We start from the raw sequence: 16,919 nt of genomic DNA, 5'->3' as shown, positions 1-16,919 counted from the left end.
CGGACCGATGTCCGGCCTTTTATCGTTTCCGGTAGCCGACGCTTAACGATGACGGCGAAAAACCGGTAGGACAATGCTCTGCAACCGGACGTTTTAACGTTCGCTGCGTCATCTCCGGCTATATCTGCCCCGAGGACGCCGGCATACGGCGTGGGTTGAGTTGGCGCATGGTTCCCTTCCGAGATCGGAGTTTCGGGATCCGCGCTCGATCGGGGCAGGGCAATGGACGCGAGGTCGGACAGGAACGCAATTCCGCTTGCGGTCGATCTCGACGGTACGCTGATCGCAACGGACCTTCTGTGGGAAGGCCTGTTCATCCTGCTCAAGAAGAACCCGCTCTATGTCTTTCTCCTGCCGTTTTGGCTAACCGGCGGCCCGGCCCGGCTGAAGCAGGAAATCGCCAGCCGCGTCGACATTGACCCGGCCTCGCTACCCTACCGTCGGGATCTGCTCGACCGGCTGCGCGCCGAGCACCGGGAGGGCCGCAAGATCGTGCTGGCGACGGGAACGCCACGTAAGTTCGCGGAGGCGATCGCGGCGCATCTCGGCATTTTCGATCATGTGCTGGCGACCGACGGTCCGCACAACATGACCTCCGGCAGGAAATGCGCGGCACTTGTCGCCGCCTATGGCGATGCAGGCTTTGACTACGCCGGCAACAGCCGCCACGACCTCAAAGTATTCGACGCCGCGCGCAACGCGCTCGTGGTGGCGCCCGACCGCAGCGCCCGGCGCTGGCAGGCGGCGCATCAAGCCGATGCCGTGCCCGTGCCGAACCCGACGCTGAGGACCTACGTCAAGATGCTGCGCATCCATCAGTGGCTGAAGAACGCGCTGATCGCCGTGCCGATGGTGCTGTCGCACGAATATTTCAACCCGAACATGATCTGGGAATGCCTGCTGGCGTTCATTTCCTTCAGCGCCGTGGCGTCTGCCATCTATATCGTCAACGACTTCTTCGACCTCGCGCTCGACCGCAAGCATCCGACAAAGCGCAGCCGGCCTTTCGCCAGCGGCGCGTTGTCGATCCCATTCGGTCTCGGCGCGATCGCCGCGCTGCTTGCGGTCGGCATCGCCGCCGGCCTCTTCCTGCCGATCGAATTTCTTGGCGTGCTTGCCGGCTATCTGGTCGTCACCACAGCCTATTCGCTGTCGTTCAAGCGCATGCTTCTGATCGATGTGCTGACGCTCGCGGGCCTCTACACAATCCGCGTGCTTGCGGGCGCAGCCGCCACCGGTGTCGACGTCTCCTTCTGGCTGCTTGCCTTCTCGATCTTCTTCTTCCTGTCGCTGGCGCTGGTGAAGCGCTTCGTCGAGTTGCGCACCACGGCCATCCCGCCCGGCGAACGCATCGCCGGCCGCGGCTATCGCACCGAGGACCAGGAGATCGTCGCGCAGGCCGGCATGGCGTCGGCTTTCTCGTCGGCGTTGGTCCTGGCGCTCTATATGGACAGCCCGGCGGTGCGCGAGCTCTATCCGCATCCGTGGCTGATATGGCCGCTGGCGCCGATCGTGCTTTACCTCACGATGCGCGTTTGGATCCTCGCCCGCCGCGACGAGATGCATGACGACCCGGTCGTCTTCATCATCCGCGACTGGCGCAGCCAGATTGTCGTCGCCATCGGCGCGGTCTTCCTCGTCGCCGGAGGCTGGTGATGAGGCACGAGCGCTTCGGCAGCTTCGGACTGGCGACCCCGCCGGCGCGCAAGGCAATCCCGGCGGACGAGGCGATCGCCTTGCTTAAACGCGGTGAGGCGAAGACCGGATCGCTGCTCGGATACGGCAATGGCCGCTCCTATGGCGACAGTTGCCAGAACGATGCCGGCATGGTGGTCGACATGCGGCCGCTCAACCGCATCCGTTCCTTCAACGCCGAGACCGGCGTGCTCGAGGCGGATGCCGGCACGCTGCTTTGCGATATCATCGCCTATGCCGCACCCCACGGCTTCTTTCCGGCCGTGGTTCCAGGCACGCAGTTCGTGACGCTGGGCGGCGCGATCGCCAACGACGTCCACGGCAAGAACCATCATCGGCGCGGCACGTTCGGCTGCCATGTCGAAGCTTTGACGCTGCTTCGGTCCGACGGCCGGACCTATCGCTGCTCGCAGACCGACAATGTCCGACTGTTCGGGGCGACGATCGGCGGCATGGGGCTGACGGGGCTGATCCTGTCGGCATCGATCAAGCTGATGCGGGTGCCGTCGCTCGATATCATGGAAAGCGCGACCCGGTTTCGCGATCTCGGCGAATTCTTCGATCTTGCCGAGGCTGCCGACCAGGCCAATGAATATGCCGTCGCCTGGATCGATCAGCTTGCCAGCGGACATGGGAGCGGTCGCGGGCTGTTGTTCACCGGCAACCACGCCGAACACGGCTCGCACGCGGCGGCGCGCGCCGGCAGCCGGTTTTCCGTGCCGGTGCAGCCGCCATTCAATGTCCTCAATCGGCCCTTCCTCACCGTCTTCAACGCGGCCTACCGCTGGAAGAAGAGCAAGTCCCAGGCTCCGAACCGGGCGGGCTATCAGGGCTTCTTCTTTCCGCTCGATGGGGTCCGCGGCTGGAACCGGCTCTACGGGCCGCGCGGACTTTTCCAGCACCAAAGCGTGGTCCCGGAGACAAATGCGCGCCGCATCGTGCCTGTGCTGCTCGACGCGGCACGGCGGGCAGGGCAGGGATCGTTCCTGACCGTGCTCAAGCGCTTCGGCGATGTCCGCTCGCCGGCGCTGCTGTCGTTCCCGCAGCCCGGCTACACGCTGACGCTCGATTTCCCCAACCGGGGCGAAGGGACGTTGCGGCTGCTCACCGAGCTTGATCGCATCGCTGTCGGCGCGGGCGGGGCGGTGAACCCCTACAAGGACGCCCGGATGCGGCCTGAGACATTCGCCGCGTCGTTCCCGCAATGGCAACGGCTGGAGGCGCTTCGCGACCCCGCTTTTATATCGAGTTTCTGGGCGCGCACCGCCAAGAGATTGGAGATCGGACAAGGGAGAGCTGAAGCCGCCGAATAGATAAAAGCGGAATAAATCCTGGTAAATAAATCGTTACGCCAGGGTTTACTCAACACAATATCGCGGCTTCACGAAATATTTGTGGATTTGTAATAGGACCGCCCAAGGGGCGGGGTGGCAACAATGAAATACATAATCTTCATTCTCTTCACGGTCATGACCAATGCCGCGGCGCAGCTGATGCTGAAGCAAGGCATGATGTCGATGGGGCCGATCGCCTTCGAAGGCGTCAATCCGTTCGTCAAGCTGTTGCAGATCGTGTTCAGCCCCTGGGTGTTCCTCGGCCTGTGCACCTTCGTCATCTCGATGGCATCGCATCTTTATGTGCTGTCCAAGGTCGAGCTCAGTTTCGCCTATCCGTTCCTCAGCCTCGCCTATGTCGCCGTGGCGATCTTTGCCTATTTCGTCTTCCGCGAGGACCTCAACGGCTGGCGCATCGCCGGCATCGCCTGCATCTGCGTCGGCACGGTGCTGATCGCGCAGAGTGGCCGGGAAATGGGCGGGCGGGGGCATGAGGACCAGACCGCATCCATCAATCCCGACAAGATCGGCACAAGCGAGATCGTTCGATGAGACATGTGATTTTCGGCGGCGACGGTTTCGTCGGCCGTCACCTTGCCCCCAAGCTCGTCGCCGATGGCGAGACCGTCGTTGTCGCCGACATCGTCAAGAGCGACCTGCCGCATTACCGCTCGGTGCGCTTCATCACCTGCGACGTGACCGATCCGGCCTCGGTCGCTGCGGTTGGGCTCAGGGCCGACGACATGGTCTACAACCTGTCGGCCAAGATGCTGTCGCCCATCCAGGTGCGCGCAAAGCGGCATGACTTCTTCTTTCCGGTGAACTTCCATGGCACCGAGAATATCATTCAGGCGATGGACAAGGCCGGCGCGCAGAGGCTCGTCCACTATACGACCGACATGATCTACGGCCACACGGTGGTGCTGCCGATGACCGAAGATCATCCTGTCTCGCCGCTCGGCGAGTACGGGCTGTCGAAGCTGAAGACCGAGGAGCTTGCCGCCAAATGGCGCAAGCGCGGCATGTCGATCTCGCTGTTCAGGCCGCGCCTGATCATCGGCCCCGGCCGCCTCGGCATCCTGGAAAAGCTGTTCAAGCTGATCGACTGGAACCTGCCGGTGCCTATGATCGGCTCGGGCCGGAATCCCTACCAGTTCATCTCTGTGTTCGATTGCGCCGAAGCCGCCCGCGCGGCCTGGAAAGCCGGCGTGCCGAACGAGGCCTACAATCTCGGCTCGCTCAATCCGCCGCCGGTCAAAAAACTGCTCGGCGACCTCATCCGCCATGCCGGCTCGAAGTCGCTCCTGCTGCCGACGCCGGGCTGGGCGGTCAAGCGTACGCTCGATCTGCTCGACTGGTTGAACATGCCGATCATGGATCCGGAGCAGTATCTGATCGCCGACGAGGAATGCGTGCTCGACGTATCCAAGGCCGAGCGCCAGCTCGGCTGGGTGCCGCAATATCGCGACGAGGACATGCTGATCGCCGCCTACAGCGAATACCGCGCCAAGAAAGACGGCCAGGCGGTCGCCACCAGACATGTGCCTGCGGAATAAGACGCGAAGGGGAGATTTTTCAGATGACCGTCATGGCCAAGCCGGAACAAACAGGTACGCGCACGCTGGTCGATGCGCCGGCGCTTTCGCCCGCAGCAATCGCCAAGCCCGACCTGATCAGCGTCGAGCAGGCCAAAGCGCTGGACGTCGCCCGCATCACCGACCTGTTCAAGGCGCATCTCAACCCCGGACAGCTGCATTTCATGAAGTTGCTCGGCTTCCACAAGGTCAAGATCGAGCGCGCCGAGGGCATGTTCTACATCGACCAGAACGGCCGCAAGATCCTCGACTTCTTCGGCGGCTTCGGGTCGCTCGCCTTCGGCCACAACCATCTGCGCATTTTGGAAGCCCGGAAGAAATTCCAGGAGGAGAAGCGCCAGGAGATCGCCATCGCCTTCATGTCGCAATATGCGGCAGCTCTCGCGCACAACATCGCCAAATGCTCGCCCGGCGATCTCGACATGGTGTTCCTGGGCTCGTCGGGTTCTGAGGCCATGGAAGCGGCGGTGAAGCTCGCCGAGCGCGCCGCCGGCCCGAAGCGGCCGAAAATCGTCTATGCCGAGAATTCCTTCCACGGCAAGACCAAGGGCGTATTGGCGATCACCGACGGCCAGCTCTACCGCGCCGACTTCAAGGTCGCCGACAATGTCGTGCGCGTTCCCTTCGCCGACATCGACGCCGTCGAGCGGCTGTTCAAGAGCGATCCGGAGATCGGCGTCATCGTCTTGGAAACCATCCAGGGCGGCGGCGGCATCATCCAGGCAGAGGCGCAGTACTGGCAGAAGCTGCGCGCGCTTTGCGACCGATATGGCGTTCTGTGGGTCGCCGACGAAGTGCAGTGCGGCTATGGCCGCTCGGGCCGCTTCTATGCTTTCGAGCATTACGGCGTCGTGCCGGACGTGACGGCGCTGGCGAAGTCGCTGGGCGCCGGCAAGGCGGCGGTCGGGGCGATGATCGCCAAGCGCGACGTCTACATGAAGGCCTATGGCACGCCGAAGACGGCGATGATCCACGCCATGGCGACTTTCGGCGGCATGGGCGAGGCCTGCGTCACCGCGATCGAGGGCATCAATGTGCTCTATGACGAGGGGCTGATCGACAACGCCGCCTCGACGGGCGACTACCTTCTGCAGCGGCTGCAGGCGCTCAAGGAAAAATATCCGAAGATCGTCAAGGATGTGCGCGGCAAGGGGCTCATGATCGGGCTCGAGTTCCATGATTTCTCGCAGACCTTGCCGATGGTGCTGCGTCCGGTGGTGAGCGTGCTCGACGACAAGCTGAAGGGCTCGCTGTCGGGCTTCGTCGGCTCGCTACTGCTGCGCGACTACGACGTGCTCGTCGCCTTTACCGAATACAACCGCAACGTCATCCGGCTCGAGCCGCCGCTGGTCTGCCAGCCCGAGCATGTCGACCGCTTCGTCGATGCCTTCGACAGCCTTTTGTCGCGCGGCATCGTGTCGATCGTGAAGGATTTCGTGAAAAGCCAGGTCGGTAAATAGGGGCCGCTGAGCATGCTGACCAGGCCGTCCGCGCCGACCAATCCGCTGGAACGCTTGACCGGTGCCGGCCTGGCGTGGGGCGAGGGGGCTTACGCGAAATGGGCAGCATCGATCGGGGCGATGGCCTTCTCGCTCTATATCCTGCTGACCGCCGCGACCGCCTGGTTCATGCCCGACGCCAACTGGGACATGCTGCCCTATCTGGCGATCGCCGAGGAAAGCGCCTATCCGGATCCCCAGGCGCTGCATGACTATGCCTACAGCACGGTGAAGGCCGGCATGTCGGCGGGTGACTACAAGACGCTGACGGACGATGGCGGCGGTTTCCGCAGCCATATGACGGAGAATGCCGCCGACTTCCGTTCGCTGCTCGGCATGTACCGGATCAAGTTTCTCTATGCCGAAATTCTTTCCGGCCTCAGCCATGTCGTCTCGCCGGTCGAGGCGATGCGGCTGGTGCAGGTGTTCTCGGTGCTGCTGTTCGGCGCCATCACACTCGCCTGGCTGCGCGCGGAAGGCGCGCTGGCGCTGGCGCCTGTCGTCGGCGCCGTGCTGATCATGGCCGATTTCGGCGATGCGGCGCGGGGCTCGACGCCGGACCTTCTGTGCTCGGCGCTGTTCCTCGGCGGTGTCTTCGCCTATGTGCGCAAGCGCGAGGCGGCGACGGCGGCCTTGCTCTTCCTCGCATTCATGGCCAGGCCGGACAACATCGTCTTCCTCGCCATCTTCGCCGTGCTGCTTATCGCTTTCCGCGAGAGGGCATGGGGCGCGCTGGCAGGCTTCGCGGCCTCCTTCATCGCCTATTTCGCCATTTCGCATTGGGCGCAGCATCCCGGCTGGTGGCCGCATCTTTGGTTCTCCAGCATCGAGCAGCATTACAATATGGACGGGTTCGAGCCGCCGTTTTCGCTGATGGCCTATCTCAAGGCCTTCGCCGCCTCGGTGGTGCGCGCCATCAACGTCAACAGCTGGTTCGGCGTATCGGTCCTGGCACTGGCCGGATGGTACAGCTTGAGCCGCGCCGGTTTCCGGCTCGACCGCCGCGCCGGCATCCTGCTGGCGGCGCTGGTGCTCGGCGTGCTGGCGAAATTCGCCGTCTTCCCGATCCACGACACCCGCATCTATTTCCCCAATCTTCTGCCGCCCTTCCTGCTGCTGGCCGCGCCGCTGATGGCGCTATGGGCGGCGGCAAGCCAGGGCGGCGGCCGTGCCGCGCTGCAGGTCATTCCAGGAGACAAGTTATGAGCTCTGTGTCCAGCTTTGCGCGCGTTCTCCTGTCGCTCGGCCTTCCGGCAGGCCTGCTCGATCGCGGGCCGGCGTTGCATGGCACGAAGTTCCTGGCCAAGGCGGCGCTCAAGGCGCGCTTCGGTGGCCGGCCGTTCCAGATGGTCAATGTCGGCGCCTGCGACGGCGCGCTCTTCGACGACGTGACGCCTTGGCTGCACCGCATCCCCGGAGCGCGCGCGATGCTGGTCGAGCCGATCCCGTACAATCAGAAGCGGCTGCGCGCCAACTACCCGGATACCAGCCGCTTCGTCATAGAGCCGGTGGCGGTGACAAGGACCAAGGGCACGATCACGGTCCATACCTTCGATGCCGCGGCGCTTGAAGCCGGCACATTGCCGATCGAGTTCATCGGCTGCTCATCGGTCACCGACACCAATCTGATGTCGGGCAAGGACGCCTGGGGCGAGGCCGACGCCAACTTCAACAGGTTCGCGCCGCATCTGAAGGACATCGAGGTGCCGTCGGAAACCTTGCAGACGCTGCTCGACCGCAACGGCATCACCCACATCGACGCGTTCCTGGTCGACTGCGAGGGGGCCGACTGGATGGTGTTCGAGCAGCTCGACCTTGAGCGCTACCGCCCCGGCATGATCAAGATCGAGATCGGCGCGCTTCCGGCCGCTGAGATCGGCCAGGTCGTGGTCAAGCTGAAGACCGCCGGCTACCAGGTCGGCTTCCAGGCCGAGGACATCTGGGCCTTCGCCTAGCCTGCATCACCAACCAATCGCTGCAGCGGCAATCGAACCCAATTGCCGTCCGGGCCAAGTCGCTCATTCGCGACGCACGTCTCCTCAAGAAGCCCTAATCGGCGTCCGACCCTCAGTCGCATCGAATTGATTCGAAGCTGACTTTTTCCGGGTGTATCTTTTTCAAGTCGTCCATAACAGGGTAGAGGCAAGCGGGCGTTGGAAGCGGTAGCTTCCGCCCATATGGGGAGGCAGGCATGTTGTCGCGCGGGGTGGCGGATTCCGACGAACTCACAATCCTCACAAAAGCTCTCAACGACTACTGCGCAAAACATCGAATTGTTCGCGAGAATGAGCGCGAAGAGATAGCCATGAAGGTCATGTGGCTTTTCAGGCGGGGCGTAATTGACCCTGACCAGCTTTCGGAAGAACTTGGGCGGGGTAGGCTGGGATAGGCAACCCTGGCCTTACTGGGCGGCCCGGCCAGAAATCCTGTGTCACCTTGATAAGCTGGTCGGGCCGCTCATGTTCCTGCGCATCAAGCGATCCATTTTGTAAGAGCCGCGCACCGTCGGCTGCTCTGCTTCTTCGCTTCGATCAGCGCAACGATGTCCGCGATCCCCCAAGCTTGTCAGTCACGCCAGCGTGACCCACTACCGGGGCCGGACATGCTTGACAAAACGACGGCGTCTCGCTCAACTTGAGCCATTCACCAGGGGAGTCCCGGCAAGGGGCTGAGATACTGCTGGCTTTGCGGCGCAGTGACCCGTTGAACCTGATCCAGTTCATACTGGCGTAGGGACGGTGCAAGCGCTTTTGCGGGACTTGATGCCCGAAGACCTGTCTCAAGCAGGCAGACAAAGGCGTCTTTTCATCCTTCCGGCACAGAACTGGGTCTCCAATGCAACGAGCAAAGGAGCCTCAAATGAATGCCTTGACCCCCACCGTATCGACCGGGCCGCTGCCGGCGTCGCGGAAAATCCAAAAGAACGGCATCATCCATCCGCAGATCAGGGTGCCGATGCGCGAGATCAGCGTGCACCCGACAGCCGGGGAACCGCCGGTGACGGTCTACGATCCGTCAGGCCCCTATACCGACCCCGCGATCGAAACGGATATCGAAAAGGGTCTTGCCCGCCTTCGGCAGGACTGGATCGCCGCGCGCGGCGATGTCGAAGCCTATGATGGCCGCCACGTCAGGCCCGAGGACAACGGATTTGCGACGGGCGAACGGCTGACGCCTGAATTTCCAGTCCGTAATCGTCCGGTGCGGGCAAAAGCCGGCAAGGCGGTGACACAGCTTGCCTATGCGCGCGCCGGCATAATCACGCCCGAGATGGAATTCGTGGCCATCCGCGAGAACCTTGGCCGCGAGATGCTACGAAGCAGGTTGCAACAGGATGGGGAAGCATTCGGCGCATCGATACCGGACTTCGTCACGCCGGAATTCGTGCGCGACGAGGTGGCGCGCGGCCGCGCGATCATCCCTGCCAACATCAATCATCCCGAGAGCGAGCCGATGATCATCGGCCGCAATTTTCTGGTGAAGATCAACGCCAATATCGGCAATTCCGCCGTCACCTCATCGATGGCCGAAGAGGTCGAAAAGATGGTCTGGGCGATCCGGTGGGGCGCCGATACCGTGATGGACCTGTCGACCGGCCGCAACATCCACAACATCCGCGAATGGATCGTACGCAACGCGCCGGTGCCGATCGGCACCGTGCCGCTCTACCAGGCGCTCGAGAAGGTGGGCGGGATCGCCGAGGATCTCAACTGGGAGGTCTATCGCGACACGCTGATCGAGCAGGCCGAGCAGGGCGTCGACTATTTCACCATCCACGCCGGCGTGCGGCTGCATTACATCCCGCTGACCGTCGGACGGGTCACCGGCATCGTCTCCCGCGGCGGCTCGATCATGGCCAAATGGTGCCTGCACCATCACCGCGAAAGCTTCCTCTATGAGCATTTCGATGAGATCTGCGACATCGCCAGAGCCTATGACGTCTCCTTCTCGCTCGGCGACGGCCTTCGTCCCGGCTCGATCGCGGATGCCAACGACAAAGCGCAATTCGCCGAGCTGGAGACGCTCGGCGAATTGACCAAGATCGCCTGGGCGAAAGACTGCCAGGTGATGATCGAGGGTCCCGGCCATGTTCCCATGCACAAGATCAAGCAGAACATGGACAAGCAGCTTGCCGTCTGCGGCGAGGCGCCGTTCTACACGCTCGGGCCGCTGACCACGGACATCGCACCGGGCTACGACCACATCACCTCCGGCATCGGCGCCGCCATGATCGGCTGGTTCGGAACGGCGATGCTTTGCTACGTCACGCCGAAGGAACATCTCGGCTTGCCGGACCGCAACGACGTCAAGACCGGCGTGATCACCTACAAGATCGCCGCTCATGCCGCAGACCTTGCCAAGGGTCATCCGGCCGCGAAGATCCGCGACGACGCGCTGTCGCGGGCGCGGTTCGAGTTCCGCTGGGAAGACCAGTTCAACCTGTCGCTCGATCCCGAGACGGCGCGCTTGTTCCACGACGAGACGTTGCCCAAGGAGGCGCATAAGGTCGCGCATTTCTGCTCGATGTGCGGGCCGAAATTCTGCTCCATGCGCATCTCCCACGACATTCGCGCGGAAGCGCAAAAGGAAGGGATGGCGGCGATGGCGGAGAAATATCGCGCCGGCGGCGATCTCTATATGCCGGTCGAAACGCCCTGCGTGGAAGAACAGGCTTCGGCCGAGGATGATCGGGAATCGCGCTGAGTCATGCGCCGTGTCCTTGTCAAAGGCGCCGGTGTGGCAGGCCTCACCGTCGCCCATGAATTAGCCGCGCGGGGTGCGTCCGTCACGGTTGCCGAAATTCGCAGCCAGATAGGCGGCAAGGCCTCCTGGCTTGCCGGCGGCATGCTGGCCCCCTGGTGCGAGCGCGAAAGCGCCGAAGAGGCGGTCGTCACTCTCGGCAAAACTTCGGCCGAGTGGTGGGAAAGGACACTGCCCGGGCTCGTGACGAAGGCGGGCACTCTCGTCGTCGCCCATGCGCGGGACGCCTTGGAGCTTGCCCGCTTTGCGGCTCGCACGCGCAACCATCAGTCCGTCGACGCAGAGGCGATTGCCGCCCTTGAACCCGATCTCGCCGGTCGGTTCCGCAAGGGCCTTTTCTTTGCCGGCGAAGCTCATCTCGATCCCCGCCGGGTTCTCGAAGCGCTGGCCGGCAAATTGCGCGCAATGGGCGTCGTCTTCCTCTTCGAGGCGGGCGAGATCGCTCCTTCCGGCTTTGATCAGGTGATCGATTGCACGGGCATGGCCCGGGCCGACGACGATTTGCGCGGTGTACGCGGCGAAATGGTGATCCTCCACACGCGCGAGGTCTCGCTCGCCCGGCCCGTGCGTCTCCTCCATCCGCGCCATCCGATCTACATCGTGCCGCGGGCCGATCATCACTTCATGGTCGGCGCGACCATGATCGAAAGCGATCATGATGGGCCGATCACCGCCCGTTCGCTCATGGAGCTCCTCAACGCGGCCTACGCACTTCATCCGGCGTTCGGTGAGGCCGAACTCGTCGAGACAGGGGTGGGCGTTCGCCCGGCCTATCCCGACAATCTGCCACGAGTGGGACGTGGGAAGGACGGCGCGATCACGGTCAACGGCCTCTACCGGCACGGTTTCCTGCTTTCACCTGCCATGGCGGAGCAGGTTGCCGGCCTTCTCTTCAATTCAACCACTGAGCTGGAGTCTGAGAATGAAGCTGATCGTCAACGGCGAAGCGCTTGAGGCCAGGGCGGCGACGCTCGACGCCCTTTTGAAGGAACTCGACTATGAGGGCAACTGGCTGGCCACCGCACTCAACGGCGATGTCGTGCCCGCGGCCAACCGGGCGGAATTTCGATTGGCCGATGGCGACCGGATCGAAATCCTTTCGCCCATGCAAGGAGGCTAGCTATGTTCGATCTTCTCGGAACGAAGCTTGCCTCACGGCTGCTCCTCGGCACCGCCCAATATCCATCGCCGACCATACTGGCCGAAGCGGTCAAGGCGTCGGGCACCTCGGTGGTGACGGTCTCGCTGCGCCGGGAAATGGCTGGCGGCAGGAGCGGCCAACAATTCTGGTCGCTGGTCAACTCGCTCGGCGTGAGAATCCTGCCCAACACCGCCGGCTGTCACTCCGTGAAGGAAGCCGTCACGACCGCGAAGATGGCGCGCGAGGTTTTTGGCACGTCCTGGATCAAGCTGGAGGTCATCGGCAACCATGACACGCTACAGCCGGACGTGTTCGGCTTGGTCGAAGCGGCCCGCATCCTGTGCGAGGACGGTTTCATGGTGTTCCCCTACACCACCGACGACCTTGTCGTCGCCGAGCGGCTGCTTGAGGCGGGCTGCAAGGTTCTGATGCCGTGGTGCGCGCCGATCGGTTCGGCCTTGGGACCGTTCAACATCATGGCGCTGCGCTCGATGCGCGGGCATTTCCCCGACGTCCCGTTGATCGTCGATGCGGGGCTCGGACGGCCGTCGCATGCGGCAACCGTGATGGAGCTCGGCTTCGACGCCGTGCTCCTCAACACGGCGGTCGCCAAGGCTGCCGATCCGGTCGGAATGGCGCGCGCTTTCAGCAAGGCAGTTGATGCCGGTCGCGAGGCGTATGGTTCGGGCCTGCTCGAGCCGCGCGACGTCGCCGTGCCGTCGACGCCGACGATCGGCAGGGCGGTTTTCTCATGAAGCTCGATCCCTTCTACCTGATCGTCGACAGCGCCGCCTGGATCGAGCGGCTGGTGCCGCTTGGCGTCAAGCTGGTGCAGCTCCGCGTCAAGGACATGGACGAGGAGAGGCTGCGCATGGAGATCCGCAAGGCAAAAGCCTTGTGCGCTCGACACCATTGCCAGCTTGTCATCAACGATCATTGGCGCTTGGCGATCGAGGAGGGCTGCGACTTCGTCCATCTCGGTCAGGAGGATCTGCAAACTGCCGATCTTCCGGCGATACAGGCTGCCGGCGTCAGGCTCGGACTGAGCACCCACGACCATACCGAGCTGGAAACGGCTGTTGCGGCGAAGCCCCACTACGTTGCGCTCGGCCCTGTCTATCCCACCATCCTGAAGCAGATGAAATGGGCTCCGCAGGGGCTGGAACGGGTCCGAGCATGGAAGGAATGGATCGCGCCTCTGCCACTGGTCGCTATCGGCGGCCTCAGCCCCGAGCGGCTCGATGGTGTTTTCGAAGCCGGCGCAGACAGTGCGGCGGTGGTCACGGACATAACTTTGAATTCCGATCCCGAAGCGCGCACCAGAGAATGGATCGAAAAGACGGATCGATGGCGCTGAACCGAGACCCGCATGTGCTTGTCGTCGGCGGATCGGATTCCAGCGGGGGCGCCGGGATTGCGCGCGACATCGAGACGATCTCCTCCATCGGCCTGCGGACCTGTCTTGCCGTTACCGCGGTGACGGTGCAGACTCACCAATCCGTTACGGCAGTCCACCATATCCAGCCCAGCCTGGTAGCCGATCAGATGCGCGCGGCGCTGCGCGCCAACAAGGTGCTGGCGATAAAGATGGGCATGCTTTCAACGGCACGCGTTGTCGAAGCGGTTGCCGCCGTGCTGCGCGAGAACCCGCAGATACCGGCGGTCCTCGACCCGGTGTTGGCTTCCTCGTCGGGCAGGCAGTTGCTGGAACCGGAGGCGATCGGGGCCTTGAAGCGCGATCTCATGCCGCTTTGCCGTATCATGACGCCGAATCTTGTCGAGCTGGCGGTGCTGACCGGATCGGATTTGGCTTCGGACGACGACGATGCGCTGCGGCAGGGAAGGCGGTTGCTTGCGGAAGGGCTGCAGGCGCTGCTCATCAAGGGCGGCCATGCAGCGGGACCCAGATCGACAGATATCCTGTTGAGCGGCGGACAAGAGCCTGTGCGCCTCGACATGCCCAGGCTTGCCGGATCGATGCGCGGAACCGGCTGCATGCTGGCGAGCGCGATCGCCGCGTATCTGGCCGGTGCGAAGCCGCTCGAGGACAGCGTGCGCGAAGGCAAGCGGCTTGTCTTCGAGGAACTCCTGCGATGTACCCAGCACGAAGCCAGTGCCGACGCATGAGGAATTCCTCACCCCGTAACAGCCCGAGCCAGGCGTGTTCGGCTGTCAGGGTCGCTCGGCATTTTTCTAATGTCGCAAACAGGCTTCAATCACCCCACCGCTCCGCCCTATAGTCCCGCCCGCTTTATCCCTTTGGAGTCGCGGGCAATGGCAGAGTTTCCGAAAAAGGCGAAGGTCGTCATCGTCGGTCTGGGTGGTATTGTCGGCGCGTCCGTCGCCCATCACCTGATCGAGCGCGGTTGGGAGGATATCGTCGGCATCGACAAGTCGGGCATTCCGACCGATATCGGCTCGACGGCGCACGCCTCGGACTTCTGCTACACGACGAGCCACGATTTCCTGTCGTGCTGGACGACGCTCTACTCGATCGATTTCTACGAGAAGATGGGCCACTACGCCCGCGTCGGCGGCCTCGAGGTTGCTCGCGTCGGCGACGACGCCCGCATGGACGAGATCAAGCGCAAGATCGCCTCGGCAAAATCCTTCGGCACCCGGGCGCGGCTGATCGAGCCGGCCGAGATCAAGAAGAAATTCCCGCTGATCGAGGAGCATCTGGTGCAAGGCGGCCTGTGGGATCCGGATGCCGGCCTCGTCATCCCGCGCTCGCAGACGGTGGCCGGCAAGCTGGTCGACCAAGGGGTTGCCGCGGGCAAGCTGCAGGCCTTCGCGAACACCTCGGCCAAGGAGCTGATCGTCGAGAACGGCCGCATCAAGGGCGTGGTGACCGAGCGCGGCACGATCGAAGCCGACTATGTGGTCATCTGCACCGGCATATGGGGCCGGCTCACCGCGGCGCTGGTCGGCGAGGACCTGCCGGTCATGCCGATCGACCATCCGCTGACCTTCTTCGGCCCCTACAACCAGTTTGCCGGCACCGGCAAGGAGATCGGCTGGCCGCTGCTGCGCGACCAGGGCAACTCGGCCTATATGCGCGACACCGGCGACCCGAAGACCGCCGAGGGCGGTCAGATCGAATGGGGCTATTACGAGGAGACCAATCCGCGTCTGTGCCACCCGCGCGATCTTCTGGAAAAAGACCAGGCGCGGCTCTCGCCCTCGCAGCGCGACCTCGACATGGAGCAGATCATGGCGCCGCTGGAGCGCGCTATGGAGCTGACGCCGATCCTCGGCGAACTCGGCTACAATGAAGGCCATTCCTTCAACGGCCTGTTGCAGGTGACCACCGACGGCGGCCCGTCCATGGGCGAAAGCCAGAAGGTGAGGGGTCTGTGGTATGCCGTCGCCATCTGGGTCAAGGACGGGCCCGGTATGGGCAAGCTGATCGCCGACTGGATGACCGACGGCCGCACGTCGATCGACCATCATGCGATCGACTATTCGCGCTTCTATCCGCACCAGATGCAGGAACAGTTCATCTGGGATCGCTGCACCGAGACGGCGATGAAGGTCTACAATCCGGCGGTGCATCCGCGCGAGCCCTTCTCCAAGGGCCGCAATGTCCGCCGCTCGCCGTTCTATGAGCGCGAGAAGGAACTCGGCGGCTATTTCATGGAATTGGGCGGCTGGGAGCGCGCCCATGGCTACGCGGCCAACGAGCATCTGCTGGAGAAGTACGGCAACCGCGTGCCGGTGCGCGAGAACGAGTGGGATAATCGCCACTTCTGGCGCGTCTCCAATGCCGAGCACCTGGCGATGAGCGAGGATTGCGGCATCGTCAACCTCTCGCATTTCTCGATGTATGACGTCGAAGGGCCCGACCATGTCGCGTTGCTGGAATGGCTGTGCGCGGCCAAGATCGGCGGCGACAACAATATCGGCAAGGGCATCTACACCCACTTCCTCGACGAGGAGGGCATGGTGCGCGCCGACTTCACGGTAATCCGCATGGCCGATCGCTGCCGGGTGATCGACGGCGCCGACGCCGGCCCGCGCGATTTCCGCTACATGCAGCGCACCGCGCAGGACAAGGGTTTCGATGTCACCGTCACCGACGTGACGGAGAAATACGTCACCATCGGCATCTGGGGACCGAATGCGCGCACGACCCTGCAGAAGGTGGTCGAGGATCCGAACGGGCTGACGCCGGAGAATTTCCCCTTCGCCGCGATCAAGCCGATCGAGATCGGCGGCAAGGATGTCACAGCGTTCCGCATCTCCTATGTCGGCGAACAGGGTTGGGAACTGCATATGCGCTACGAGGATGGGCTCGCCGTCTGGGACGCTCTGCGCTCCACCGGCGTCATGCCGTTCGGCGTCGAGACCTATGCCAACACGCGCCGCATGGAAAAAAGCCTCAGGCTGCAGAACGCCGACCTCTTGACCGAGTACAACCTTCTCGAGGCCGACCTCGCCCGCCCGAAGGTCAAGGAGAACGATTTCTGCGGCAAGGCCAAGCACCTCGAATATCGCGCCCGCGAGCATCAGCCGGCGATGCTGTGCACGCTGGTGATGACCGAGAACACCGATTCCAAGGGCGTCGCGCGCTATCCGGTCGGCACCATGCCGGTGCAGGATCCCGCGACCGGCGAGACGCTGGTCGACGAGCTCGGCCGACGCTCCTTCACCACTTCGGTCGCCTACGGCCCGACCATCGGCAAGAATATCGCGCTTGCCTATCTGCCTTGGGCCTTCTGCCAGGAAGGCCGCAAGCTGCAGGTCGAGTATTTTGGTGAGACCTATCCGGTCGAGGTGGCCGGTGTCGGTTACAAGCCGCTTTACGACCCGGAGAACCTCAAGCCGAGGAGTTGACGACCGGCGCCACAGCGGCAACTGATCGGAAAAGCTTTGGCCTTCCTCGGAAGGCCTT

Annotated in this window: 14 protein-coding genes and 1 riboswitch; all 14 genes read left to right on the top strand. The window is 63.3% G+C overall.

Going from position 1 to position 16,919, the window contains the following annotated elements; genetic code table 11:
* The first annotated feature begins 222 nt into the window (after nt 1–222).
* The 14 genes from LB565_RS00870 to LB565_RS00805 all read left to right on the top strand — a co-directional run bounded on the left by LB565_RS00870 (nt 223) and on the right by LB565_RS00805 (nt 16,861).
* A complete protein-coding gene (locus tag LB565_RS00870; RefSeq protein WP_224581315.1) occupies nt 223–1,656 on the top strand; it encodes a UbiA family prenyltransferase in 1,434 nt (477 codons plus the stop codon).
* Entirely contained in the window at nt 1,656–3,008 is a 1,353-nt protein-coding gene (locus tag LB565_RS00865; protein ID WP_224581314.1) for an FAD-dependent oxidoreductase, read from the top strand. Before LB565_RS00870 ends, LB565_RS00865 begins: the two co-directional genes overlap by 1 nt.
* 123 nt (nt 3,009–3,131) lie before the next feature.
* Nucleotides 3,132–3,581, top strand: a complete 450-nt coding sequence (locus LB565_RS00860; RefSeq protein WP_224581313.1) for an EamA family transporter — start codon at nt 3,132–3,134, stop codon at nt 3,579–3,581.
* Nucleotides 3,578–4,585, top strand: a complete 1,008-nt coding sequence (locus LB565_RS00855) for an NAD-dependent epimerase/dehydratase family protein (protein WP_224581312.1) — start codon at nt 3,578–3,580, stop codon at nt 4,583–4,585. Before LB565_RS00860 ends, LB565_RS00855 begins: the two co-directional genes overlap by 4 nt.
* A gap of 23 nt (nt 4,586–4,608) precedes the next feature.
* Entirely contained in the window at nt 4,609–6,084 is a 1,476-nt protein-coding gene (locus tag LB565_RS00850; protein WP_411970595.1) for an aspartate aminotransferase family protein, read from the top strand.
* 12 nt (nt 6,085–6,096) lie between these two features.
* Nucleotides 6,097–7,329, top strand: coding sequence for a hypothetical protein (locus tag LB565_RS00845; RefSeq protein ID WP_224581311.1), 1,233 nt, complete (start codon nt 6,097–6,099; stop codon nt 7,327–7,329).
* Entirely contained in the window at nt 7,326–8,078 is a 753-nt protein-coding gene (locus LB565_RS00840) for an FkbM family methyltransferase (RefSeq protein ID WP_224581310.1), read from the top strand. Before LB565_RS00845 ends, LB565_RS00840 begins: the two co-directional genes overlap by 4 nt.
* Before the next feature lie 683 nt (nt 8,079–8,761).
* A riboswitch (TPP riboswitch) is annotated at nt 8,762–8,877 on the top strand.
* A 105-nt stretch (nt 8,878–8,982) separates the two neighbouring features.
* Nucleotides 8,983–10,827 carry a phosphomethylpyrimidine synthase ThiC gene (gene thiC / locus LB565_RS00835; protein WP_224581309.1) on the top strand — a complete coding sequence of 615 codons (1,845 nt, stop codon included), beginning with the start codon at nt 8,983–8,985 and terminating at the stop codon, nt 10,825–10,827.
* A gap of 3 nt (nt 10,828–10,830) precedes the next feature.
* On the top strand, nt 10,831–11,838 hold the full coding sequence (gene thiO, locus LB565_RS00830; protein WP_224581308.1) for a glycine oxidase ThiO: 1,008 nt from the start codon (nt 10,831–10,833) through the stop codon (nt 11,836–11,838).
* A complete protein-coding gene (gene thiS, locus LB565_RS00825) occupies nt 11,807–12,004 on the top strand; it encodes a sulfur carrier protein ThiS (RefSeq protein ID WP_224511038.1) in 198 nt (65 codons plus the stop codon). Before thiO ends, thiS begins: the two co-directional genes overlap by 32 nt.
* 2 nt (nt 12,005–12,006) lie before the next feature.
* Nucleotides 12,007–12,780, top strand: coding sequence for a thiazole synthase (locus LB565_RS00820; protein WP_224581307.1), 774 nt, complete (start codon nt 12,007–12,009; stop codon nt 12,778–12,780).
* Entirely contained in the window at nt 12,777–13,382 is a 606-nt protein-coding gene (locus LB565_RS00815; protein WP_224581306.1) for a thiamine phosphate synthase, read from the top strand. Before LB565_RS00820 ends, LB565_RS00815 begins: the two co-directional genes overlap by 4 nt.
* Nucleotides 13,373–14,152: a hydroxymethylpyrimidine/phosphomethylpyrimidine kinase gene (locus LB565_RS00810; RefSeq protein WP_224581305.1), complete on the top strand. Its 780-nt coding sequence runs from the start codon at nt 13,373–13,375 to the stop codon at nt 14,150–14,152. The genes LB565_RS00815 and LB565_RS00810 overlap by 10 nt, the downstream gene beginning before the upstream one ends.
* Nucleotides 14,153–14,299: 147 nt before the next feature.
* Complete coding sequence (locus tag LB565_RS00805; RefSeq protein ID WP_224581304.1) at nt 14,300–16,861, top strand: FAD-dependent oxidoreductase; 2,562 nt, start codon at nt 14,300–14,302, stop codon at nt 16,859–16,861.
* The last annotated feature ends 58 nt before the right edge of the window (nt 16,862–16,919 follow it).

The organism is Mesorhizobium sp. CA14, from assembly GCF_020165195.1.
Lineage (GTDB): Bacteria > Pseudomonadota > Alphaproteobacteria > Rhizobiales > Rhizobiaceae > Mesorhizobium.
The sequence above is the reverse complement of the archived record's forward strand: the minus strand, read 5'-3'. Positions and strand labels throughout refer to the sequence as shown.

Excerpts from the sequence above, each read along its gene's own strand:
- LB565_RS00870 (WP_224581315.1), top strand. The coding sequence starts at position 223 with ATGGACGCGAGGTCGGACAGGAACGCAATTCCGCTTGCGGTCGATCTC.
- LB565_RS00865 (WP_224581314.1), top strand. The coding sequence starts at position 1,656 with ATGAGGCACGAGCGCTTCGGCAGCTTCGGACTGGCGACCCCGCCGGCG.
- LB565_RS00860 (WP_224581313.1), top strand. The coding sequence starts at position 3,132 with ATGAAATACATAATCTTCATTCTCTTCACGGTCATGACCAATGCCGCG.
- LB565_RS00855 (WP_224581312.1), top strand. The coding sequence starts at position 3,578 with ATGAGACATGTGATTTTCGGCGGCGACGGTTTCGTCGGCCGTCACCTT.
- LB565_RS00850 (WP_411970595.1), top strand. The coding sequence starts at position 4,609 with ATGACCGTCATGGCCAAGCCGGAACAAACAGGTACGCGCACGCTGGTC.
- LB565_RS00845 (WP_224581311.1), top strand. The coding sequence starts at position 6,097 with ATGCTGACCAGGCCGTCCGCGCCGACCAATCCGCTGGAACGCTTGACC.
- LB565_RS00840 (WP_224581310.1), top strand. The coding sequence starts at position 7,326 with ATGAGCTCTGTGTCCAGCTTTGCGCGCGTTCTCCTGTCGCTCGGCCTT.
- thiC (WP_224581309.1), top strand. The coding sequence starts at position 8,983 with ATGAATGCCTTGACCCCCACCGTATCGACCGGGCCGCTGCCGGCGTCG.
- thiO (WP_224581308.1), top strand. The coding sequence starts at position 10,831 with ATGCGCCGTGTCCTTGTCAAAGGCGCCGGTGTGGCAGGCCTCACCGTC.
- thiS (WP_224511038.1), top strand. The coding sequence starts at position 11,807 with ATGAAGCTGATCGTCAACGGCGAAGCGCTTGAGGCCAGGGCGGCGACG.
- LB565_RS00820 (WP_224581307.1), top strand. The coding sequence starts at position 12,007 with ATGTTCGATCTTCTCGGAACGAAGCTTGCCTCACGGCTGCTCCTCGGC.
- LB565_RS00815 (WP_224581306.1), top strand. The coding sequence starts at position 12,777 with ATGAAGCTCGATCCCTTCTACCTGATCGTCGACAGCGCCGCCTGGATC.
- LB565_RS00810 (WP_224581305.1), top strand. The coding sequence starts at position 13,373 with ATGGCGCTGAACCGAGACCCGCATGTGCTTGTCGTCGGCGGATCGGAT.
- LB565_RS00805 (WP_224581304.1), top strand. The coding sequence starts at position 14,300 with ATGGCAGAGTTTCCGAAAAAGGCGAAGGTCGTCATCGTCGGTCTGGGT.